Annotated in this window: 19 protein-coding genes and 1 pseudogene; 10 read left to right on the top strand and 10 right to left on the bottom strand. The window is 71.8% G+C overall.

The features are described 5' to 3' along the window. Positions 1–198 (bottom strand): hypothetical protein, encoded by a 198-nt coding sequence (locus A6A25_RS09320; RefSeq protein WP_198932625.1) that lies wholly within the window; start codon positions 196–198, stop codon positions 1–3. Between A6A25_RS09320 and A6A25_RS45350 the strand changes: the two are divergent. From A6A25_RS45350 to A6A25_RS09300, 4 genes and pseudogenes are all read left to right on the top strand, one after another. Further along, positions 143–498: pseudogene (locus A6A25_RS45350) on the top strand (sigma factor-like helix-turn-helix DNA-binding protein); the annotation flags it as partial. The gene A6A25_RS09320 and the pseudogene A6A25_RS45350 overlap by 56 nt on opposite strands. Positions 499–1,121: 623 nt before the next feature. After that, positions 1,122–2,342, top strand: coding sequence for a GGDEF domain-containing protein (locus tag A6A25_RS09310; protein WP_241828564.1), 1,221 nt, complete (start codon positions 1,122–1,124; stop codon positions 2,340–2,342). 6 nt (positions 2,343–2,348) lie between these two features. Beyond that, positions 2,349–3,584: an MFS transporter gene (locus A6A25_RS09305; protein ID WP_073887683.1), complete on the top strand. Its 1,236-nt coding sequence runs from the start codon at positions 2,349–2,351 to the stop codon at positions 3,582–3,584. 82 nt (positions 3,585–3,666) lie between these two features. Beyond that, a complete protein-coding gene (locus A6A25_RS09300) occupies positions 3,667–5,091 on the top strand; it encodes a WGR domain-containing protein (protein ID WP_073887681.1) in 1,425 nt (474 codons plus the stop codon). Positions 5,092–5,180: 89 nt separating this feature from the next. On the opposite strand, the gene A6A25_RS09295 is transcribed toward A6A25_RS09300, so the two are convergent. From A6A25_RS09295 to A6A25_RS09285, 3 genes are all read right to left on the bottom strand, one after another. Next, positions 5,181–5,711, bottom strand: a complete 531-nt coding sequence (locus A6A25_RS09295; protein WP_073887678.1) for a hypothetical protein — start codon at positions 5,709–5,711, stop codon at positions 5,181–5,183. A gap of 85 nt (positions 5,712–5,796) precedes the next feature. Continuing rightward, on the bottom strand, positions 5,797–10,002 hold the full coding sequence (locus A6A25_RS09290; protein WP_143193048.1) for an ALF repeat-containing protein: 4,206 nt from the start codon (positions 10,000–10,002) through the stop codon (positions 5,797–5,799). A 4-nt stretch (positions 10,003–10,006) separates the two neighbouring features. Then, complete coding sequence (locus tag A6A25_RS09285; protein WP_073887676.1) at positions 10,007–11,026, bottom strand: hypothetical protein; 1,020 nt, start codon at positions 11,024–11,026, stop codon at positions 10,007–10,009. A 300-nt stretch (positions 11,027–11,326) separates the two neighbouring features. On the opposite strand from A6A25_RS09285, the gene A6A25_RS09280 reads away from it, so the two are divergent. The 4 genes from A6A25_RS09280 to A6A25_RS09265 all read left to right on the top strand — a co-directional run bounded on the left by A6A25_RS09280 (position 11,327) and on the right by A6A25_RS09265 (position 15,511). Next, complete coding sequence (locus tag A6A25_RS09280) at positions 11,327–13,366, top strand: RICIN domain-containing protein (RefSeq protein ID WP_143193046.1); 2,040 nt, start codon at positions 11,327–11,329, stop codon at positions 13,364–13,366. A 160-nt stretch (positions 13,367–13,526) separates the two neighbouring features. Then, positions 13,527–13,979 carry a MarR family winged helix-turn-helix transcriptional regulator gene (locus tag A6A25_RS09275; protein WP_073887760.1) on the top strand — a complete coding sequence of 151 codons (453 nt, stop codon included), beginning with the start codon at positions 13,527–13,529 and terminating at the stop codon, positions 13,977–13,979. Between the two features lie 81 nt (positions 13,980–14,060). Next, complete coding sequence (locus A6A25_RS09270; RefSeq protein WP_083668193.1) at positions 14,061–14,552, top strand: FAD-dependent oxidoreductase; 492 nt, start codon at positions 14,061–14,063, stop codon at positions 14,550–14,552. A 50-nt stretch (positions 14,553–14,602) separates the two neighbouring features. Continuing rightward, the gene (locus tag A6A25_RS09265) at positions 14,603–15,511 is read left to right on the top strand and encodes an LLM class flavin-dependent oxidoreductase (RefSeq protein WP_073887674.1); all 909 of its coding nucleotides are present in this window, start codon (positions 14,603–14,605) and stop codon (positions 15,509–15,511) included. Here A6A25_RS09265 and A6A25_RS43915 read toward each other — a convergent pair whose 3' ends face one another. Then, positions 15,512–15,673 carry a hypothetical protein gene (locus A6A25_RS43915; protein ID WP_158073705.1) on the bottom strand — a complete coding sequence of 54 codons (162 nt, stop codon included), beginning with the start codon at positions 15,671–15,673 and terminating at the stop codon, positions 15,512–15,514. It lies immediately after the preceding gene. Between the two features lie 297 nt (positions 15,674–15,970). On the opposite strand from A6A25_RS43915, the gene A6A25_RS09260 reads away from it, so the two are divergent. Next, entirely contained in the window at positions 15,971–17,191 is a 1,221-nt protein-coding gene (locus A6A25_RS09260; RefSeq protein WP_241828563.1) for a poly(ethylene terephthalate) hydrolase family protein, read from the top strand. Positions 17,192–17,239: 48 nt separating this feature from the next. On the opposite strand, the gene A6A25_RS09255 is transcribed toward A6A25_RS09260, so the two are convergent. The 5 genes from A6A25_RS09255 to A6A25_RS09240 form a co-directional block, all read right to left on the bottom strand. Further along, on the bottom strand, positions 17,240–18,418 hold the full coding sequence (locus A6A25_RS09255) for a cation:proton antiporter (protein WP_073887673.1): 1,179 nt from the start codon (positions 18,416–18,418) through the stop codon (positions 17,240–17,242). A gap of 1 nt (position 18,419) precedes the next feature. Continuing rightward, a complete protein-coding gene (locus A6A25_RS09250) occupies positions 18,420–18,899 on the bottom strand; it encodes a cation:proton antiporter regulatory subunit (RefSeq protein ID WP_073887758.1) in 480 nt (159 codons plus the stop codon). A 131-nt stretch (positions 18,900–19,030) separates the two neighbouring features. Continuing rightward, positions 19,031–19,204: a hypothetical protein gene (locus A6A25_RS43910; protein ID WP_158073704.1), complete on the bottom strand. Its 174-nt coding sequence runs from the start codon at positions 19,202–19,204 to the stop codon at positions 19,031–19,033. A gap of 190 nt (positions 19,205–19,394) precedes the next feature. After that, entirely contained in the window at positions 19,395–19,760 is a 366-nt protein-coding gene (locus A6A25_RS09245; RefSeq protein WP_143193045.1) for a hypothetical protein, read from the bottom strand. A 100-nt stretch (positions 19,761–19,860) separates the two neighbouring features. Next, the gene (locus tag A6A25_RS09240; protein WP_073887671.1) at positions 19,861–20,706 is read right to left on the bottom strand and encodes a helix-turn-helix domain-containing GNAT family N-acetyltransferase; all 846 of its coding nucleotides are present in this window, start codon (positions 20,704–20,706) and stop codon (positions 19,861–19,863) included. 101 nt (positions 20,707–20,807) lie between these two features. Here A6A25_RS09240 and A6A25_RS09235 point away from each other — a divergent pair, with 101 nt between their 5' ends. Beyond that, the gene (locus A6A25_RS09235; protein WP_083668192.1) at positions 20,808–22,226 is read left to right on the top strand and encodes an NAD(P)-binding domain-containing protein; all 1,419 of its coding nucleotides are present in this window, start codon (positions 20,808–20,810) and stop codon (positions 22,224–22,226) included. Positions 22,227–22,285: the final 59 nt, after the last annotated feature.

The following is a 22,285-nucleotide window of genomic DNA, read 5'->3' as shown; positions in this document are numbered from 1 at the left end:
TCAGGGCCGGGTGTCGAGCCACTCCTCGAACGTGGGGCCGGCGAGCGTGGCGTGGGGGCCGGGCAGCATGTCTCCGGCGGCGGCGTAGTCGACATCGGGCAGGTCGGGGTGGTCGACGCCGACCACCTCGACGTTCCGGCGGGTGCGGATCACCACCCGGCAGGCACTGGACCGGTTGCGCGCGCTCGGCAGGCGCACGGAGACCTACGTTGGCCCTGAGCTGCCCGAGCCGGCGCTGACCGCGCCGGACGTGGCGGAGGACGTCGAGCTGACCGACAGCGCCTCCCTGGTGATGCTGCTGGAGACCCTCGCGCCGACCGAGCGGGCGGTCTTCGTGCTGCGCGAGGTCTTCGACTTGGACCACGACGAGATCGTGCGGCCGTGGGCAAGAGCACCGCCGGGGTGCGCCAGATCGCCCACCGGGCACGGGGCCACGTCGCCACCCGCCGACCACGCGACATCGCCACCCCAGCCGAGACCCGCGCCGCGCTCGGCGCCCAAGGCCTTCGCCCGCTGTTGCCGCGGCGCCCTCCGGCGACGGCGGCCGAGAGGGCGGGGGCCGCTGGGGGCATGCGGCCGGTCGAGGCGGGCCTTGTTGTTTCTCCCGACGTTTCAGACGAATAATAACACCGTGTTCTTTGAAGCCGGTAGCATGATCACCCGATCGTGAACATGGCCGTCGGCGAAAGTGCAGGTCAGAGAGGTGGGCAAGGTTACGCTCGCTGACTTCCACCCTCCGACTCCCCCGTGGCCCAGTCGGTGATCGTGGTGACATCGGCACGGTGATCGACGTAGAGGTCGGGTGAAACGCGGGCCCGGCCGCACGCGCGGGGACGGTGCGGCCGGGCCCCGGGGTCGGTCAGCGCCGCCAGTCGTTGGGGCGGCCGGTACGCCAGTCGTTGGGACGGCCCGTGCGCCAGTCGTTGGGACGGCCGGTGGGGATGGTGAGAGTCTTCATGCTGGTCTCCAGGGGGGTGCTCGACTGTCTGTGATGGCTTGGTTACGGTGTCCTCACCCCTGTTGTGAGGTGGTGACACCCAATGGTCTCCGGGAGCCGACCAGGACGCGCGTCCCCTCTGGGTTGGTGCCGTGGCTGGTCGCTGTGGCGGCTACCGCGCGCGGTGCTGGGGTACGTGCTCGCGGTGGAGGTCGTGGCGGTGGTCGCGGTGGCGTCCGTGGTGACGTTGACGCCGGTCACGGGGCAGCACTGGCTGTGGTTCGGGGTGCTGGCCGCCGCCGCGGTGGTGCACTTCGAGGCGGCGCGCGGGCTGGAGCGGGTGCGGGAGATCGCGGCCGAGGGCAGCCCGTACGCGCACCCGCAGTCGATCTGGCTGTTCGCCGGGGTGCTCGTGCTGCCACCGCCGCTGCTGGCGGCGCTGGTGGTGGTGAGCTACGGCTACGGGTGGCTGCGGATCTACCGGCGCAGCCCGTTGCACCGCAAGGTCTTCTCCGCCGCGACCGTGCTGCTGGCCTGTTGGGCGGCGGGCGCGATCCTGCTGGCGGCGCACCCGGACGCGACGCTGCCGCACGCCGCGCAGCTGACCGGTCCGGTGGACCTGGGCGCGCTGGTGGCGGCCGGTGTGGCGTACTGGTTGGTCAACCTCGCGCTGGTGGTGGGCGCGATCCTGCTGTCCACGCCGGGACGGCCTGGCCGCGACGTGCTGGGGCCGCCGAGCCAGCAGCTGGTCATCGCCGCGTCGATCGGTCTGGGCACGGGTCTGGCGGTGGTGCTGGTGACGGCGCCGTGGGTGATGCCGGTGCTGGTGGTGACCATGCTGGGCATGCACTTGGGGTTGCTGCTGCCGGTCTACCGCACCGCCGCCCGCGTCGACGGCAAGACCGGCGCGCTGACCGCGGTGGCCTGGACCGAGCAGGCGGGCGCCGAGCTGACCCGTGCGGCGGCGACCGGTGTCCCGGTGGCGGTGCTGCTGCTGGACCTGGACCACTTCAGCGAGATCAACAACACCCGCGGCCACCTGGCAGGCGACCACGCGCTGCGCGCGGTGGCGGCCGAGCTGCGGCGCCAGGTCCGCGACGGCGACCTCGTGGGCCGGTGGGGCGGTGAGGAGTTCGTCGTGCTGCTGCCCCGCGTGGACCTGGCCACCGCGCGGCGGGTCGCCGAACGGATCCGCGAAGCGGTCCGGGGACCGTTGACCGACGTGCCCACCACGAACCCGGGCACCGGTGGCACGTTGCGGATCACCGCGTCGTTGGGCGTGGCGGTGTTCCCGGCCCACGGTGACACGGTCGACCAGTTGGTGCTGGCCGCCGACACCGCCCTGTACCGCGCGAAGGACAACGGCCGCGACCGGGTCGAGACCGCGCCCGCCGCCGGGGCCTGACCGCGGATGGTCGGATCCCCTGACGGGCGGACGCGGTACCGCGAGGTGTTCGCCTCCGCCGAGTTCCGGGCGCTGTTCGCGGCGCACACCATCTCCACCGTCGGTGACCAGTTCGCCCGGGTCGCGCTGACCGTGCTGGTGTTCCGCGACACCGGTTCCCCGGCATGGGCGGCGATCACCTACGCCCTGACGTTCCTGCCGGACCTGATCGGCGGACCGCTGCTGTCCGGTCTGGCCGACCGGTACCCGCGGCGCGCGGTGATGATCTGCTCCGACCTGCTGCGCGCGGCGCTGGTCGCGCTGATGGCGGTGCCCGCCCTGCCGTGGCCGGTGGTGTGCGGGCTGCTGGTGCTGGTGCAGTTGGCGGGAGCGCCCGCGGTCCCGGCTCGGACCGCGCTGTTGCCGCACATCCTGCCCGGACCGACGTTCCGCGCCGGCGCCGCCGCCTTGTCCACCGTGAGCCAGGCGGCCCAGGTCGCCGGCTTCGCCGCCGGTGGTGTGCTGGTCGTCGCCGTGGGCACCGGCGGGGTGCTGCTGATCGACGCCGCTTCGTTCGCCGCATCCGCCGCCGCCGTCGCCTGGTGGGTCGTCCCACGTCCCGCGCCCGGCGACCCCGCCGGTGACCGGCCGGGTTGGTGGCGGGCGGTGACGTCCGGCGCGGTGCTGGTGTGGCGGGACCGGCGGTTGCTGGCGCTGATCTGCTTCGCGTCCCTGTCGGCTTTCTACATCTGCGGTGAGGCGTTGGCCGTGCCGCTGGCCGACCAGCTCGGCGGCGGACCGGTCGCGGCAGGCTTGCTGTTCGCCGCTTACCCGGCCGGTTGTGCGCTCGCGTCCCTGTTCGTCGCCACCCGGCCGGAGCGCACGCAACTGCGCGCGCTGCCCGTGCTGGCCGTCGCCACCAGCGCGCCGTTGATCGCCTGCGTGCTGAACCCCGACCTGCCCGTGCTCGTGCTGCTGTTCGTGGCTTCCGGCGCGGCCAGTGCGTACCACGCCATCGCCTCGCCCACGTTCGCCCTGTGGACCCCTGATCACGCCCGTGGCCAGGTGTACGGATTGGCCGTCACCGCCCTCAAGATCGCCCAGGGCTTGGGCGTGGCCGCTGCCGGGATCGCCGCTGAGCACGCGTCGCCCCATCACGTGCTCGCCGCGGGCGGTGTGCTCGGCGTTCTCGCCGCGCTGGGCGTCGGCGTGTTGTGGCGGCGCAGTGGCGCGCTCGACGAGGGACGACCCGTCACGTCGTGACCTGGCAGCGCCCCTGGACGCCGGAATTGTCGGTGGTGGTCGATAGCGTGCGCGCGTAGATCACGTGAGGGGGAAGGAACGCATGTCTGCCACGACGTACCTGGAGCTGTCCGAAGCGAACGGTGGCGCGCACAAGTTCTACGAGGTGCGGGTCGAGGACACCGAGGTCACCATCACCTACGGGCGCATCGGGGAAGCGGGGCAGGTCAGGACCGCGACCTTCGCCGACCACGCCAAGGCGCTCAAGGCGGCCGAGAAGAAGATCGGCGAGAAGGTGCGCAAGGGCTACGCGCCCGCCGTGAAGGGCGCTCGGCAGCGCCGGGCGGTGAGCAGGCGGCAGATCGTCAGCACCCGGTCGACCGCGCGCCAGGCGCCGGTGCTGTGGCGGTTCGCGTCCGGCGCGCCGGCGTTCGGCATCCACATCGGCGACGACCAGGCGTGGGTCGGCAACGAGAACGGCGACGTCTTCACCCTCACCCACGACGGCCAGGTGACCGGCCGGTTCGGCCTGCCGGACGCGGTGAAGTGCATCGTGGCCGACGACTTCTGGATCTACGCCGGGTGCGATGACGGCCGAGTGTACGACCTGGGCGCCAAGGTGCCCCGGGTGGCCTACGAGATCGCCGACGACGTCGACATCTACTGGCTCGACATCCACGACGGCGTGCTGGGCGTGTCCGACCGGCAGGGCCGGGTGACGGTGGTGGACCACGAGGACGAGTTCCAGTGGTCGCGCCCGGCCACCGGCGACCACGCCTGGATGGTCCGCTGCTCGCCGGAAGGCGTGTTCCACGGCCATTCCCGGGGCGTCACGCACTACACGGACCGGGGTGAGGAGGTGTGGCACTCCGAGACCACGGGTCAGGTGCTGTTCGGCTGGCAGGAGCGCACCGAGGTGTTCGCCGGCACCAGCCTCGGCCGGGTGCAGCGCATCCGCAAGTCCGACGGCGCCAAGATCGCCGACTACCGCTGTGACGCGCCGGTGTTCTCGTGCGCGACGTCGCCCGGCGGGGAGTTCGTGTTCGCGGGCGACAACCAGTCCTCTGTGTACTGCTTCGCCGCGGACGGGACGAGGCTGTGGAAGCTCGCCACGGGGTGCGGTTCGGCGTACTCCATGCAGTACCACGACGAACGGCTCTACCTGGTGACGACGGACGGCTCGCTCTCGTGCGTCGATGCGAGCCTGGCCGCCGTGCGCGACGCCGAGCAGGGTCAGCTCCCGCAGCGCCAGGACATCAAGGCGGGCAGCATCGCCCGCGTCGAGGCGACGGCCGAGGTCGAGGTCGTCTCGCACGTCGCGCCGGGCGAGGGCGTCGTCGTGGAGTGCGTGCAGGAGGGCGGTCGGGTCAGGGTGCACGTCGTCTCGGACGGGTACAACCGCTCGTGGGGCGTGCAGTTCCCCAAGAACATCCGCGTGCCCGGCGCCCGTTACCTGGTCACCGAAGTGGTCACCTCGGCCAACGGCTCGTTCTACCGCACGAGGGGTGAGATCAAGCGCCTCCGCTGACCACCGGTGCCGGCGGTCGGCTCAGGCTGACCGCCGGCACCGGTGTGGTTGGCACTCGACGTGCAGCGTCCACCGCAGCCGCGCAGGGCTCACTCTTCGGCACGCGCACGGCGGACGCGTTCGGCCAGTACCTCCTTCACGCGGTCGGCGGCTTCCTCGGTGATCAAGACCGGCTCGCCGTCCTCACGGTCCGTGCTGATGCGGTACAGCACATCACTGCGCTTCCAACCTGACCCGTGGGTGTACCGCTGCTCCAGCTCCAAACCCTGCGGGCTGCGCCACCTGCGAACCAACTTGCGGGGCGACTCCACCGAGAACCCGGTATCCAGGATGGCGTAGTAGTCGTATTTTCCATCCGCGGGAAGGTAGCTACGGACCCGTTCCGCCTGGATCTCCTCGAACCGCCGGGCAGCCTCCTCCGTAATCGGCACCACCTCGCCGTCCTGCTTGCCGGTCCGGATCCGCCACGTGGTGTTCCCAGGCGCCCACTCCAAGTCCTTGGTGTAGACCTCTTCGCGGGTCTCGCCCGCCTCATCGGTCCATTTGCGAGCCACCAGGGCGGGGTCGTCCACGTTCGGCGAATACTTGCTCAGGATTGCGAAGTAGCGGTACTGCCTCATCTGAACCCCCGTTGTCCCGTCAGCGGGACGAACCTCGGCCCGCTGCGGGCCGAGGTTCGTCCTGGTGGATGGTAGTGCCGCGGTGCTACTTGATCTCCCTGAAGTCGATCGCGCCCTGCGGCGTGCGGACGTTGCCGAAAATCGCGTCGGACTGCCGGTCGAGTTCGAGCAACTCCTCGTCCTTCACGTTGGGCAGGCGCTTCTGCTCGTAGATCAGGTGCTCGACCGTCTTGGCGGTGTAGCTGTCCGGCGTGTGGAACTGGATCTCGAAGACCTGGCCGGTCGCCTTGTCCCGCCACGTCATGTTGATACCGGGGTAACCACCGACCTTGTCCCTGTTGCGCCACCAGAAGTTCTTCAGCACGGTGAGTTCGAGGCCACGCGCCTGGAGCATTCGAATCGCGGTCTCGACACCGTGGGCGTAGCCGGCTTCGGGGAACGTCATCGTGTAGCGCAGGGAGTCGTTGACCTTGGCCGCCGCCGAGTCCAGTGTCGCCCCGGTCTCGCCCAGTTCGCTGAACAGCTTGCGCTTGAGCGACTCCTCGCCCTTGAAGCGCTGGGGGAAGCCCTCCTTGCCCGCGCCCGGGACGGCGTCGATCACCTGCTGGAACTTCGTCGAGATCGTCGGCTCGGTCTGGCGGGCCAGGGCGAGCAGGTCGTCCGCCTTGCGGTTGGCCTCGGGGGTGAGCCTGATCTCCGTGCCGCTCTCGCGGGCGTAGTAGGAGCCATCGTCCAGAGTGCGGCCTGGGATGTCGGCCTCGTTGCCGTCGCCGCAGGCTGCCGAGACGGACAGCGCTCCCGACGTGCACGGCTTGGGCTCCCACCGGAACTGGGCGTCGTCGAGCTTGGCCACCCCGTTCTCGATCCGCATCGTGACGTTCTCGATGCGGGCGATCGCGCCTTCCAGCTGCGCCAGGTCGCCGTCGAGCCGGATCGAGAGGCTCTCCACCCGGTACAGCACGCCGTCGACGATGGCGATCGCGCCGTCGACCTTGGCCACGCCGTTCTCGATGCGCACGGTCAGGCCGATGACCTCGCCGACGGCACCGGGCAGCTTGCCCGTCACCGAGTCGGCGAGCTTCACGGTGACGCTGCCGATCCGGCCCAGCCCGCCCACGATCTTCGTGGTGGCGCTGCTGACCGCGCTCGACACGACGCCGAGCATCTTGGACAGCGCGCTGCCGCTACCGCCGAGCGGCGTGGTGACCGCCGCCGCCAGCACGTCGAACGTGATCAAGCCGAACGCCTTGGCCGGGTCGTCCTGCCACACGTCCAGGTGAATCAGCTTGTACGGGTTCTGCACCAGGTCGGTCAGGCCGGCGGCGATCTGGTCGCACGCCGCGATCCCCTGCTGGCTGTACTTCAGCAGGGCGCACTCGCCGAGCTTCACGATGCCGTTCCAGGCGTTCTCCGCACCTTCGGCGAAGCCGGCCGCGGCCCGCTCGGCGAAGCCCTGGATGTCCTGCGTGGCCTGCTCGTACGCCCGGCACGCGGCTTCGTCGCCGCCCATGCACTTGATGCCGTTCTCGACGTAGTTGCCCGCGTTGGACAGGCCGCGGGAGATGGCCTGGCCCGTCTTGGCGGTCAGCTCGAGGCACTGCGGCGAGAGCTGGTCGATGACGCACGCCAGCACGGCTTGGGCGCCGGCGGAGAACTGGCGGTTGAGCTCGTCCTGCTTGTGCTGGGCGTCGTCGCGCGCCTTCTTCTGCGCCTCCTCGGCACGCCTCTTGGCGTCCTGGAACTGGTCGAGTGCGAGGCCGGCCTCGTTGGTGAACCCGTGGATCGCCGACGTGGCCTGCTTCGCCCACTCGTGGATCTTCTCGGCGGCAGCGGCCGCCTGGCCCGCGGACTGGGCGGCGCTGGAGGCCACCGAGGCGGCGTTGCCCGCCCCGACCGCGTCGGCACGGGCCGAGGAAGCGGACCTCGCCGCGTTCGTGGCCGCGTCGTGCGCGCCCTGTGCGTGCTGTGCCGCCGCGTTGGCCGCGTCGTTCGCGCCCATCGCGTACTGCGCGGCCTGGTTCGCCGACTCGGCCGCCGCGGCGGCTGCCTCGTAGGCGGGCTTGTTGTCCGCGACCGCCCGATCGGCTGCCTCACGGGCACTGGTCGCCGCGCGGGCCGCCTCTTCCGCCTTCTCCCGCGCGGAACGGGCCTGTTCCTCGCCGATCGTCAGCGCGGCGGCCGCCACCTCCATCGCCTTGCGCGCGTCGGCGTTGATCGCCGCGTACGGCCGGGCGATCGCGTCGGCTGCCGCCGCCGGGTCGACGATCAGCGCCGCGGACGCGCCCGCCGCCGAAGCCGCGCGGTCGGCGATCACGGACTGGAACACCGCGTGGTTGGCCTCGGAGACCGCGGCCTCGGCTTCGAAGCGGGTCTTGTCCGCCGACACCCGGGACTCGACCGCGGCGTTGGTCGCGGCCACCGCCAGGCGGTTCGCCTCGTCGGCGGCCCGGCGTGCGGTCACGGCCTCCTGATCGGCCAGGGCCGCCGCCTGCCGCGCCTGCTGGGCCGCCTGCGCCGCCTTCGCGGCCTCGGACTGCGCGGTGGCCGCCGCGGTCTGCGCGCGACCGGCCCACGCCGCCGCCGCGTTGGCCTCCGAACGGGCACGGCCGGCCGCCTCGGCTATGTCCCTGGTCGCCTCGTCGGCGTCCTTGCCCGCCCGGATGGCCTCGTCCCGCGCCGCCTTCAGCCCGTCCTCGACCTGCTGGGCGAAGGTCGTCTTGCCCAGGCAGACGGTGGTCGCGGTGCGCAGCTCCGAGGCGGTCCGCTGCACCGCGTCCACGGCGGCCTGCTCGCGGACGCCCGCCTTGACCGCGTCACCGTGCGCCGCCACCGCCGCCTGGCTGCGGGTGACCGCGTTCGACGCCGCCGACTGGGCGGTCAGCCGTGCGTTGCGGGCGTTGCCGGCGTGCGTGGCGGCGCCGCGGGCGGCCTGGTCGGCGAGGTTCTTCTGCTGCGCGGCACGATCACGCGACCCGATCGCGATGTCGTGCTGCTTCTTCGCCGCCTCGGCGAGACCGGCCGCGGTCTGCGCCTGGCGCTCCGCTTCCTCCCGGTACTTGCGCGCGTTGTCCGCGTGCTCCTGGGCGTTCGCGTCGGCGTCGAGCGCGCGGCTGTCGGCGAGCGTCGCCTCGGTGGCGTGCTGCGCGGTCTCGGCGGCGCGGGCCGCCGCCTCGGTCGCCGCGCCCACCGCGATCGTGACCTTGGCCCAGTCGAGGCCGTCGGTCATGCCGGTCTCGATCAACCGCACGGCGGCGTTCTGCACCTGCGCGGTCGTGCCGGCCGCGGTCGTCGCGGCCCGGCTGCCCTGTTCGGCGTAACCGGTGGCGTCGGCGCGCAGCGCGTCGAGTTCCTGGTCGCGGCCGCGCTGACCGTTGGCCCGACCCGGCTTGTCCTCCTGGAGGATCTGGTCCGCGCGGTGCGCCGCCTTCGCGGCCATCTGCATGGCGAACGTGGCCTTGTCGAGCGACTCGACCGCCAGGACGTTGGCCCGCAGGATCTCCGCGCGCGCGTCCGCCGCCCGCTCACCCCGGCGGGCCAGGTCGTTCAGCTCGGTGATCGCCCTGTTCCGGTCCGCCAGCGCCTGCTCGATCACCTGCTGGAAGTCGTGGTCGCGCCGGTTCGCCTCGGCGTAGCCGGTGAGGTAGAACTCCCTGATCCGCGCGTAGTCGTTGCTCAGCAGGATCGCTTCGCCCTCGACCTTCACCTGCGGACCACCGTGGGCGACCATGTCGCGGACCCGGCCGATGACGCGTTCCCGCTCGGCGGCGGAGTCCTCGGCGTCCCGCTGGTCCTGCTTCTCCGCGATCTCCTTGCCGTAGGCCACGAAGTCGGCGATGACCTGGTCGTCGCCGGAGTCGAGCGCGGCCTGCGCCCCGGCGCGGACGTGCGGACCGCCGTCGCGCGCCCAGCCCTGCACCAGCTCGCGGTTGGTGACCGCCTCCGCGCGCTTGCGCTCGTCGGCACGGGCCTTCGCCTCGGCCTCGCCGTGGTCGAGGAACCACAGCAACGCCGCCAGGTCGCCCACGTCGAGCGCCGCCTGTGCCGCGTCGCGCACCTCGACGTCCGGCGCGTACTGGGCGATGTCCCCGACGAGCAGGCGGTAGAACGCGTACTCCTCGTCCTCCTCCGGTGTGCTGCCGGTGGAGGTCGTCGCGAGGACGGGCGCCGGCCCGATCACCGGCGCGGCCAGCGCCTGGACGTGGCCGCCCAGCAACGCCAGCAGCACCGCGATGACCACGGCCACCAGTGATCTGCGCCGCGTCGTGGCGGCGTGACTCGTGCTTGTGTTCATGGTGTTACCGGTCCCCCCGGTCCCGTTCGAGCGCCGCGAGCGCGTTCGCTCGTGCTTGTGCGGCGATGTTCTGCCACGTGCTGGCCTGCCCGAGCGCCCACGCGGCTTCGTCGGCCCACGAGGTGTTGCCCTGCTCGGCGCGGGCGAGCACGGCCGCCCAGTCCTGCTCGGTCTGCGCACCGCGGGCGTGTGCGACGACCGCCGCCCACGCCGCCGCCTGCGCGTCCGCCCTGGCCTTCTCCGCCGTCCAGTCCGTGGCGGACTGCCCGGCCTGCTGCTCGACCTGCTGCCACGCGGCGATGGCCTCGGCACGGGCCTTGCGGGCGAACTCCCCGCTCGACTCGCGTTCCGCCCGCTCCGCCGCCGACGCCGCCTCGATCAGCAACGCGATCCGGCTGTGCCAGATCTCGTTCTGGTCGGTGGTGTTGCGGCGGAACGCCTCGTCGTCCAGGTCGGCCGCAATGCCCCAGTAGTACTTGAAGAACAGGCCGATCGACGTGTCGTCGCCGCTCAGCGCCCGCTGGGCGGCGGCGCGGACCTGCGTGCCCGGGTCGTGCGCGGCGAGGTCGGCCACGTAGTCGCGGTCGGCCTGGCCGAGCCGGGCGAGCCGCTCCTCGTACCGGTTGCCGTTGACCCGGTCGAGCTCCTGGGCCTTCGCGTGTCCGGTTCGGACGTACTCGGCCTGGGCGTTCTCGGTGCTGACGAGCGCGCGGCCCGAGGTGACGCGCACCGCGCTGTCGGGCAGTGAATACCTGTTGACCAGCCCGATGTAGTCGCGGTCGCGCTTGATCCGGTCCGCCGCCCTGGTCTTGGCGGCGGCGTACCCGCCGGTGACGAACTCCCTGATCGCCTCGTCGCCGCGGGTGCTGAGCACCGCGTTCCACGCCTCGGCCCGCACCTCCGGCAGCGGGTCGCTCAGCGCCATCTTCCTGACCCGATCGCGCAGCACGGTGGCCAGGTCCACTTGGCCCGCCGCCGTGACCGCGGTGTCCGCCACCGCCGCGGCGGCATTCGGCGCGACCACCGCCGAAACCATGACCGCGGCCGCGAGCGCGGCGCGGAGTATTGCGCGCGTGAGCGCATGACGCCCCATGTATTTCCCCCCGGAATGATGTGGCAGGGCGATTTGCCCGCACTTTCTTAGCACGCCGCCACCGATTCGAGCGAGCGTTCGACGGGCGGGTGGGCGACGGCTCGAACGTCGGCGGGACAAGGAACTTGAGGTTCTCGCGGGTTCGTGCGACGCTGCCACCGGCATTCGACCAGGGGGGTCGGACCGACTATTTCGGTAATGCCTCAACTCACCTTTACGGGGGAACCCACGTTGTCCAGATCCAGTCTGGTCGGCAGAGCCCTGCGCGGAATCGCCGCGCTCGCCGTCTCGGCCACGTTGGCGAGCGGTCTGATCGCGGCGCCTGCGCAGGCCGAGCCGACCACGCCCGCGCCGCCCGCGACGAACTCCGCGGACACCACGCAGGCCGTGCCCGAGGCGACCACGGACGAGAAGGCCGCGGCGGCTCGTGAGCTCAACCTCCTCCTCACGCCCGAGATGGCCGTGATGACGGACAAGAACTTCGTGATCACGTTGTGGCAGAAGGCGCGCGAGGGCAGCAAGGTCAAGGCCGCCGCGCTGGCCGCGTTCACCAACACGACCGACCCGCAGGCGTGCCTGCTGTTCATCAGGACCGGCATCTTCGAGGCCAGCCTGGAGGACCAGATCGAGTTGGGGCGCAAGGCGCAGCGCGACACGGAGCGCCTGCGCGCGGCGGCCGAGATCCTGTGGACCGACGTGCCACAGGCGATGCTCGACACGTCGCTGGAGAACTTCGTCTTCCAGCTGTGGCAGCGCGCGGAAGCGGGCAGCGAGGTCAAACGGGCCGCCGCCGCGGTCCTCACCACGACGTCCACGGACGAGCAGCGCCAGGAGTTCGTCGTCTCCGGCATCTTCACCGCCTCCGACGCCGACAAGCGGCGCAAGATCGACGAGGCCGAGCAGGCCGAGCGCGAGCGCCTCAAGCGCGAGCAGGACCGCGCGGCCAAGGCGACCGCCTGGACGGCGGCGACGCAGTCGACGGCCACCGAGGACCTGCTGAACCTGCCCGACCGCGAGTTCATCTACGAGATCATCAGGCGCACCACGGGTGCCAGGGTCAAGGCCGCCGCGCAGGCCGCCTACGACAACCGCGACCCGGCGGCGTGGGAGGCCTTCATCTACACCGGCGTCCACGTCGCGCACCAGGAGGACATCGACGAGCAGGACCGCCTCGACGCCATCGAGACCGAGCGGCGGGTGCGCCTGATCCTCGACGCGGCGGAGCGCGACGGCTACATGCCGAACCTCGTCGCCGCCGCGCGGGCCGCGCTCGCGGGCACGACGGCGCAGCGCAACGAGTTCCTCAACACCGGCCAGCACGTCGCCGCGAAGCTCGACCTGATCAAGCCGGCGCACAACCGCGTGATCGAGCTGCAGGGCATCCAGTCGGGCCGCTGCCTGCAGATCGCCGGGCTGTGGGACCAGCCGAACCAGGGCGCGAACGCCGACGGCGCCGCGGGTGAGCTGTGGGACTGCGTGCGCGGCCCGAAGCAGGTGTGGGAGCTCAAGTGGGCCGCCGAGGGCCAGTACCGGTTGCTGAACCTGGGGTCCAAGAAGTGCCTGGACATCAGCGGTGACATCGTCGTCCAGAACACGTGCGCCGACCACCCGAACCAGCGGTGGCAGTTCCTGGAGAACGCGGACGGCACCTTCCAGCTCAAGAACATCGGCTCCGGCAAGTTCGCCACCGCGGCGGACTCGGGCACCGGCAACGCGACCCTGATCGTGCAGTACACCAACACGAACTCGATCGACCAGCGCTGGCGCATCATCGACCCGAACCACGTGTCGTGGACCGTCGAGATGACCGTCGGCACGATCCAGATCAAGGGCGTCGAGTCGGGCCGCTGCCTGCAGGTCGCGGGGTACTGGGACCAGCCGAACCAGGGTGCGCTCGCCGACTTCGCGCTGATGGAGGTGTGGGACTGCGTCGGCGGGGACAAGATGGCCTGGGACCTGGTCCCGTTGGGGGACAAGAAGTACGCGTTGAAGAACAAGGTGTCCGGCAAGTGCCTCGACGTCCGCTACGGCGACCCGGCCAACGGCACGCCCGCGGTGCAGTACTCCTGCCACCACGGCGGCAGCCAGCAGTGGATCTTCACCCAGGGTGACAACGGCACGCTCGGCCTGGCCAGCGCGCTCACCCAGAAGTTCGTCGACGTGGCGGGCCGCCGGACCGCCAACGGCTCGGTGATCGAGCTGCACGACAGCAGCGGTCAGACCAACCAGCGCTGGAACGTCGTCCAGCTGACCACCGCCTCCGCCGCCTGACCGGTGGTCGTGCGCCAACCGCGGTGAGGTCGTGCGCCGGGATGCGGATCACCCGCGTCCCGGCGCACGCGGCCCTCCACCGGGTCGGCCACCGCAGTAGTTCGTGCTGCGAATTGTCCGATGTTACTCTCGGTGCGTGAGCAAGCAGGGTGACGGCCGGATGGGGATCGTGGCCGCTCTGGTGCGGTCGACGTTCCTGGTGGACGCGGTGTACGCGGAATCGGCGCGGAAGTACGGCATCACCTCGCAGCAGGGGCAGTTGCTGTGCGTATTGATGGCCGGGCCGCGAGGTATGACCGAGCTCGGCGCGATGCTGCGACTGGCGAAGTCGAGCCTGACCGGCCTGGTGGACCGCACCGAGCGCAACGGCCTGGTCCGGCGCGAGTCGGACCCCGATGACCTGCGCGCGGTGCGGGTGGCGTTGACACCGCACGGCAGCGAACTGGTCGAGGAGTTCTACGCCGAGACGTGCCGGCGGATCGAGGACCTGCCGGCGGCGCTCGGCCCGGAGGACCGCGAGGTGCTCGCCGACCTGCTCGGCCGGGTCGTGCTGGCCAACGAGGTACCGGAGGTCTTCCTGGCCTCGGAGGAGGACTCCGGCAAGAAGGTGTGATCCAGCGGACAGCCCGTTGAAGTTCGTACTACGAACCAATATGGTTCGTAGTACGAACTTCAATCGCTGGAGAGTGGAACCATGAATCGTACCGTCGCCATCATCGGTGAGGGCTACGGAGGAGCGGCCGCGCGCGACGCGTTCGTCAACGCGGCAGGCTCGCTGCGGACGGTGACCAGGCCCGAGTGGGCGGGCCACATGTTCTTCCCGTTCGACACGCTGCTCACCAGGGGCACGGTGATCCGTGACCGCGCGGTCTCGGTGGACCCGGGCGGGGTGGCCCTCGGGTCCGGGCGGCACGTCGAGGCGGACTACCTGGTCCTGGCCACCGGGTCCAGCTACGCCTACCCGGCCAAGCCGGTCGCGGACTCCGTCGGCGACGCCCTGGACGACTTCCGCCGCACCCACGAGGAACTCGCGGGCGCCGACCGGGTGCTCACCCTGGGCGCCGGTCCGGTCGGGCTGGAGCTGGCCGCGACGGTCACCGCGTACAAGGGCGCGGACCTGTTCACCAGCCGGTTCACCGAGCAGTTCGGCCCCACCGCGGCGCGGTTCGGCGCCACCGCGGTCTGAGGGCAGTCACCCGAGGCGAACGCCTTGTCACCACTCGGAAAGGCAGGACAATGTCCGAACACGATGTCGTCTTCGGCTTCGGCGCGCACAGCGGCATCGGCGAGGGGCCGGAGCTGCTGAGCCTGGTCCAGCGGGCCGACCGGGAAGGGCTCGACCACTTCTCCCTGTCGGACCACCCCTACCTCGGCGAACGCCTGGACGCGTACGCCACCATCGGGTTCGTGCTCGGCCGCACCGAGCGGATCGCGGGCCTGGCGAACGTCACCAACCTGCCGACCCGGCCGGCGCCCATGCTCGCGCGGACGGTTACGTCGCTGGCCGCGCTCTCCGGTGGCCGCGTCGTGCTCGGCATGGGCGCGGGCGGGCTGTGGGACCGGATCGCCGACATGGGCGTGCCCCGGCTGTCCCCGAGCCAGGCCGTGGACGCGTTCGAGGAGGCGATCGTGCTGGTCCGGAAGCTGTCCGGGGGCGGGCCACCGGTCACGCACCACGGCCGCCACTACCGGGTCGACCGGATCCGGCCCGCGCCGGTGCCCGCGCCGCCGGTGTGGACGGGCTCGGTCGGCCCGAAGTCCCTGGCCGCCACCGGCCGGGTGGCCGACGGCTGGATCCCGGGCCACGCGGCGGACTGGCTCAGCGACCGCTACCGCGAGTCCCGGCCGGTCGTGGACGAGGCCGCGGTCGACGCGGGCCGCGATCCCCGGGAGGTCCGCACGATCTTCAACCTCCCCGGCCGCGTCACCGACCGTCCACTGCCCGCCACCCGGGACGACGACGGCCGTTGGCTCGGCGGTGCCGCCGCGCAGTGGGTCGAGGAGCTGGCGTCGGCGGTGCTGGAGCACGGCGCCTCGGGGTTCACCCTCTTCTCGCCCGAAGGCGGCACCCCGGACGCCGTGTCCCTCGCCCGGTGGGCGGGCGACATCGTCCCGGCCGTCCGCGAGGCGATCTCGCACCGGTAGTCACTGCGACAGCGGCGTCCGGGACGTGGACAGGCCGGGGTCGGACGACGTCCGGTCCGGCTGCGACGGGTCGGTTCGGCCGCTGGACCCCGGCGTCCAGTCCGAACCGAGCCGCGTCCGGCGGGGATTGGCGACCGCGCGCCCGGTGTCGATCTCGTGCATGTGTGTCCTCCTGGTGACGAACGCACTTCGTTGGTTGCCGGCGGCCGGCGCCGGCAAACGATGAGGTACGTCACGCGGACGGCGGACAGCGGACGGCCGGTTCCCGGCAGCGCGCTCCTATCAAGACCCAATCGTTGACACTTTTTCCGACCCAAGCCAGTCTATGTGTCACATCTTGACAGCGGGCTCGATGGCCGGTGTCGGCGTACTTCGACGGCGTACTTCGACGAGGAGGTACCAGCGGTGACACGGTGTGAAAGCGCTTTACGGCTGTGGAGGCGTGGCACGGCGGCGGCCGTGGGCGCGGTCGTGCTCGGGGCGCTGACGGTCGCGGTCGCGGTCCAGCCCGCGTCCGGCGCAGACAACCCCTACCAGCGCGGACCGGACCCGACGCAGTCCAGCGTCTCGGCGAGCCGGGGCACCTTCGCCACCGCCCAGGTCGGCGTGCCCGCCGGGAACGGCTTCGGCGGCGGCGTGATCTACCACCCCACCGACACCAGCCAGGGCACGTTCGGCGCGGTCGCCATCGTGCCCGGCTACACCGCCACCTGGGCCGCCGAGGGCGCGTGGATGGGCCACTGGCTGGCGTCGTTCGGGTTCGTCGTGATCGGGATCGACACCAACAACCGCAACGACTGGGACACCGCCCGCGGCACCCAGCTGCTGGCCGCGCTCGACTACCTGACCCAGCGCAGTTCCGTCCGGGACCGGGTCGACCCGAGCCGGACCGCGGTGATGGGCCACTCCATGGGCGGCGGCGGTGCCATGTACGCGGCGCTGCAGCGACCTTCGTTGAAGACCGCCGTCGGGCTCGCGCCGTTCAGCCCGTCGCAGAACCTGACGACCACCCGAGTGCCGACCATGCTCCTGTCCGGCCAGAACGACACGACCACCACGCCGGCCAGCATCGTCAACCTCTACAACGGGATCCCGAGCAGCGTCGAGAAGGCCTACCTGGAGCTCACCGGCGCCGGTCACGGCTTCCCCACCTCGAACAACTCCACGATGATGCGCAACGTCATCCCGTGGCTGAAGATCTTCGTGGACAGCGACACCCGCTACACCCAGTTCCTGTGCCCGTTGTCGGACAGCAACGGCATCAGGACCTACCAGAACACGTGCCCGCTGGTCCCCTCCCCCGTGCCGACGACCACGTCCACCACCTCCAGCACGAGCACCACGACCACCTCGACCACGACGACGACCACGACTTCGGTGCCGGTCGGCGCGTGCAGCGCGACCTACCGCACCACCAACGCGTGGTCCGGCGGGTACCAGGGCGAGGTCACGGTGGCGGCTGGCGACTCGGCGGTCAACGGCTGGACCGTCCGGTGGACGCTGGACAGCGGCCAGACCATCAGCCAGGTCTGGAACGGCACGCTCAGCGCCACCGGCTCGGCCGTGTCGGTGCGCAACGCCTCCTACAACGGCTCGCTGCGACCCGGCACCTCCACCACGTTCGGCTTCATCGCCGGCGGTGCACCGTCCACTCCGGTCTTGTCCTGCACCAGCCCGTAGCCGAACTCCTCCGAGGCGGCGGCCTGAGGTGACGGCATGCGCCGTCGGTCAGGCCGCCGCCCTGCGCCTGCGCCTGCGCTTGAACACCTCACCGATCGGCTCGACGTACTTCGCCGCGATCGGGCCGAGCACGGCCATCAGCAGCACGTAGGCCGTGGCGAGGGCGGCGAGTTCCGCGTCCACCCGGCCCGAGGCGACCGCAAGGCCCGCGATGACGATGGAGAACTCGCCTCGGGCCACCAGTGCCGCCCCGGCGCGGGCACGACCCATCGGCCCGACGCCCTGGCGCTTGGCCGCCCACCAGCCGGTGCCGACCTTCGTGAGCGTGGTGACGACGGCGAGCGCGACGGCGATGCCCAGCACCGGCGGGATCGTGGCGGGATCGGTGTTGAGCCCGAACACGACGAAGAACATCGCCGCGAACAGGTCGCGCAGCGGCTCCAGCAGCCGGGTCGCGTTCTCCGCCGTCGAGCCGGAGATCGCGATGCCGAGCAGGAACGCGCCGACCGCCGCGGACACCTGCAACTGCGAGGCGATGCCCGCGACCAGCAGCGCCGAGCCGAGCAGCTTCAGCAGGAACACCTCGTGGTCCGGGCTGTCCACCAACGCCGACACGAAACGCCCGTACTTCAACGCCACCACCAGCACGACGGTGATGGCCAGCAGGGAGATGCCGACCGCGGTGAGCCCGCCGAGCAGGCTCACCCCGGCGAGCACGGCCGTCAGCACCGGCAGGTACACCGCCATCGCCAGGTCCTCGAACACCAGCACCGACAGGACCACCGGGGTTTCCCGGTTGCCGAGCCTGCCGAGGTCGCCGAGCACCTTCGCCACGATGCCCGAGGAGGAGATGTAGGTGACGCCCGCCATCGCCAGCGCGCCCACCGGGCCCCAGCCCAGCAGGTAGGCGGCGATCGCGCCGGGCGCGGCGTTGAGGACGAGGTCGAGCACCCCGGCCATCCAGGACTTCTTCAACCCGGTGGTGAGCTCGGACGCCGAGTACTCCAAGCCGAGCAACAGCAGCAGCAACACCACCCCGATCTCACTGGCGAGGTGGGTGAACTCCTCGATGCCGTGCAGCGGCACCAGCCCGCCGGAGCCGAACGCGAGGCCGCCGAGCAGGTACAGCGGGATCGGCGAGATGCCGACCCTGCGCGCGACGCGGCCGAGCAGCCCGAGGCCGAAGAAGACCGCGCCCAGTTGGATCAGCGCGACAGCGGTGTGCACGTCAGCCTCCGCCGCCGGTCAGGATCTCGGCGGCGGCGTCGAGCCCGGCCGCGGTACCGACGACGACGGCCAGGTCACCGTTGTCGAACAGGAACTCCGGGCCGGGCGACGGGTGCGCCACCCCGGCGCGGACGACGGCGACGATCGACGCACCGGTGCGCGTGCGCAGCGCCGTGTCGCCCAGGGCACGGCTCGCGAACGCCGTGACCGGCAGTTGACGGGTGGTGATCCCGCCGACCTCGCGGTGCTGTTCGCGAAGCTGCGCGACCAGCTGCGGCGCGCCCAGCAGGCCCGCCAGCGTGCTCGCCTCCTCGGGTGCGAGCGGAATCGACGCGGCGGTCGCGTCGGGATCGTCCTGTTTGGAGACGATCAGCTCGAACTTCCCGTCCCGGTAAGTGATGACACCGATCCTGCGGCCGGCGCGGATGGCGAAGTCCTGACGGGTCCCGATTCCGGGCAGTGGGGTCACCTCGACGTTCACGACGGCCACCTTACATTCGGACAAATCGGTCTCGGTGCGGTCGGGACGACCGCGGGGTCCCACGCCGATCCGGTGCGGGACCCGCTCGCCGAGCACGGACAGTTGGACAACACGGCGCGGGTTCGCCGGACCTAGCCGGCGCCCAGGTAGGCGAACGACAGCACGGATCCGGGACCGGTCAGCAGACCGAGCGCGATCACACCGTAGAACGGCTTGTCCTTGGCGTACATCGCCACCATCAGACCGACCGCGGCGGCAGCCGCGCCGATCATCAGCGCCAGCAGGACAACAGAGTAAACCGACATGCAACGGGCCTTCCGGAAGACGCGACAGCGTCAAGCGCCCGTCGTCACCACAGCGCGGCGAAGCGCGGACACGCCTGACACAGGAACAGAGAGTACGAATCGACGGCCTGCGGACAGGCCGCTGCGGCACGCCGATGCGCGGTGTGCGCGACCAGCGTGTCGTCGAGTGCTCAGACTCGGATCATCCTGTTCACGCCGACGGAGGTGCCCTGGTCGACCGCGGTGTCGGCGCCGCGACGGCCACCGCGGAGTCGGCGGTCTCGCCGAGCGGTGCACGCCCGTACCGGCCGGACCCGTCGGTCTCGCGCGAGCACGAGGCCCACCAGGCCTCGTACAGCGCCGCGGCGGGCGCATGTCCCGCCGTGACCGCCAGTCGCGGGCGTTCGTGGAGGTCGTCGTGCATCGAGGGCACGGCCGACACCGACTCGCCGACGACGCGGTCCAGGCCCGCGTACCCGTACCCGGCACCCGGCGCCGGGACCACGGTCAACCCGAGCAGCACCAGCAGCAACACGAACGGGAGCCCGAACCGGCCCACCCTCGCCGCTGCCCGCACCCGCCCGATCCTCTCGCCGACGAAAATCTCCTGAGGTCGGCACAGCATACGCACTCGCCCGGACCGGCCCAGCCCCGCAACGCAGTCCGGCGGTGCGCGGTCAGCAGGTGGTACCGGTGGTGGCGCGGCGTTCGAGCATGACGGTGTCGCGCCAGACGCCGTGGTGCTGGGCGATGCGTTCGCGGACGCCGACGGTGCGGAAGCCGGCCGAGTGGTGCAGGGCGATGCTGGCCCGGTTCTCGGGGAAGATCGCGGTCTGCAGGGTCCACAGGCCGCCCGCGTCGGCGGCGGTGACCTGACGGTGGAGCAGGGCCTTGCCGACGCCCCGGCCGCGGAAGCCGTCGCCCACGTAAACGGAGGTTTCGGCGACGCCGGAGTAGCACTCGCGGGCGGAGACGGGCGTGGCGGCGGCCCAACCGGCGACCCGGCCGTCGACGACGGCGACCCAGCGGTGGTCGGGCAGCCACTTGGCTTCGAGCGTGCGGCGGCTGGGTGTCTCGGTCTCGAAGGTGGCGTTGCGGGTGGCGATGCCCTCGGCGTAGACGCGGCGGACGTCGGGCCAGTCGTCATCGGCCAGGGGGCGGACGGTGACGTCGGCGGGCAGGTCGGTCGGGCAGCACGAGCGTGTGACGATGGTGCCCATGACCGCGTCGGCGGCGTGCGGCAGGCCCGTGCAGCACGCCTGGTTGACCGACACCAGCGTCGCGGTGCCCTCCTTGCGCAGCCGGACGAAGCCCACGTCGGCGAGCTTGCGCAGGTGGTGCGAGCAGGTCGACTGGCTGACGCCGACGGCCTCGGTCAGCGCGCCCACGGTGATCTCGCCGGGGTGGGTGGCGACGGTGTGCAGCAGGCGCACCCGGGTCGGGTCGGCCAGGCAGGCGAACCACTCGGCGTAGGTGGAGGCGTCCTCGGGCGCGAGGCCAACGGCGGGCTGCGTCGTCGTCATGACCCCAGACTAATCGATGAACACCGATGGTTGCATCCATCGAGGATGCTCGATACATTCTCGCTCGTTCGATCGAAGAGAACCGATGAAAGGGGTGGCTCGTGAGCGAGCTCCCGGTGGTCGTGGTGGGTGCGGGGCCGGTCGGGTTGGCCGCGGCGGCGCAGGTGCTGGAGCGGGGCCTGCGGCCGTTGGTGCTGGAAGCGGGTCCGCGGGCCGGTGCGGCGGTGGCGCAGTGGAACCACGTGCGGCTGTTCTCGCGGTGGTCGGAGCTGGTCGACCCGGCCGCGCGGCGGCTGCTGGAGGGCTCCAGGTGGACGGCGCCCTCGGACGAGGCTTACCCGACCGGCGCCGAGTGGGTGTCGCGGTACCTGGCGCCGCTGGCCGAGGCGCTGGGCGACCACGTGCGGGTGAACGCCCGCGTGGTCGGGGTGGCCCGGCAGGGCCGGGACCGGGTCGTGGACGCGGGCCGGGACAGCGAACCGCTGACCGTGCACGTCGAGACCGCCGCGGGCGAGGAGCGGATCACCGCCCGTGCCGTGGTGGACGCGTCGGGCACGTGGGGCTCGCCCAACCCGCTCGGCGGCGACGGCCTGCCGGCGATCGGCGAACGCGCGGCGGCCGACCGGATCGCCTACCGCGTCCCGGACGTGGTCGCCGAGGTCGAGCGGTACGCGGGCAAGCGGATCGCGGTCGCCGGCAGCGGGCACTCGGCGCTCACCGCGCTGGTCGCGCTGGCGGGCCTGGCCGAACGGCACCCCGGCACGCACGTGACGTGGCTGCTGCGCCGGGGCTTGGTCGGCAACGCGTTCGGCGGTGGCGAGGCCGACCAGCTGCCGGCGCGGGGAGCGCTCGGGCTCCAGGCCAAGGAGGCGGCACAAGCCGGGCACGTGGAGGTCGTGACCGGGTTCCGCACCGCCGCGGTCGAGCGTGCCGGCGAACAGCTGGTGCTGGTGTCGCAGGACGGGCACCGGTTGCCGCCGGTGACCGAGGTCGTGGTGCTGACCGGGTTCCGACCGGACCACTCGTGGCTGTCGGAGGTCCGGCTGGACCTGGACCCGGTGCTGGAGGCGCCGGCGAAGCTCGCGCCGTTGATCGACCCGAACGTGCACTCGTGCGGCTCGGTCGAACCGCACGGCGCGAACGTGCTGCGCCAGCCCGAGCCCGGTGTCTACCTGGCCGGCATGAAGAGCTACGGCCGCGCGCCCACGTTCCTCGCGCTGACCGGCTACGAACAGGTCCGCAGCGTGGTCGCCGAGATCGCGGGCGACCACGAGTCCGCGGCCGAGGTCGAGCTGGTGCTGCCGAAGACCGGCGTGTGCGGCGGGTCCGGGGTGTTCGACGTCGAGCAGCCCGCGAGCTCCGGTGGGTGCTGCGGCCCGGCGCAGGTCGTCGAGCAAGAGTCGTCGGCGAGTTGCCGCGGCCCGGCGCAGGTCGTCGTGCAGCCGGTGGCGTCGGGCGGTTGCTGCGGTGGCCTGGCGGTGGCGGACCTGACCTTGACGGCGCCGGGTGCGCGCACCTGAAGTCCGGCAGCCCGGCACATCGAGGGGCGTGCCGGGCTGCCGACCGCCGGCGGTGGTGC

Origin of the sequence: Saccharothrix sp. CB00851, assembly GCF_001905065.1 — a bacterium.
In the GTDB taxonomy this organism is placed as follows: domain Bacteria; phylum Actinomycetota; class Actinomycetes; order Mycobacteriales; family Pseudonocardiaceae; genus Actinosynnema.
The sequence above is the reverse complement of the archived record's forward strand: the minus strand, read 5'-3'. Positions and strand labels throughout refer to the sequence as shown.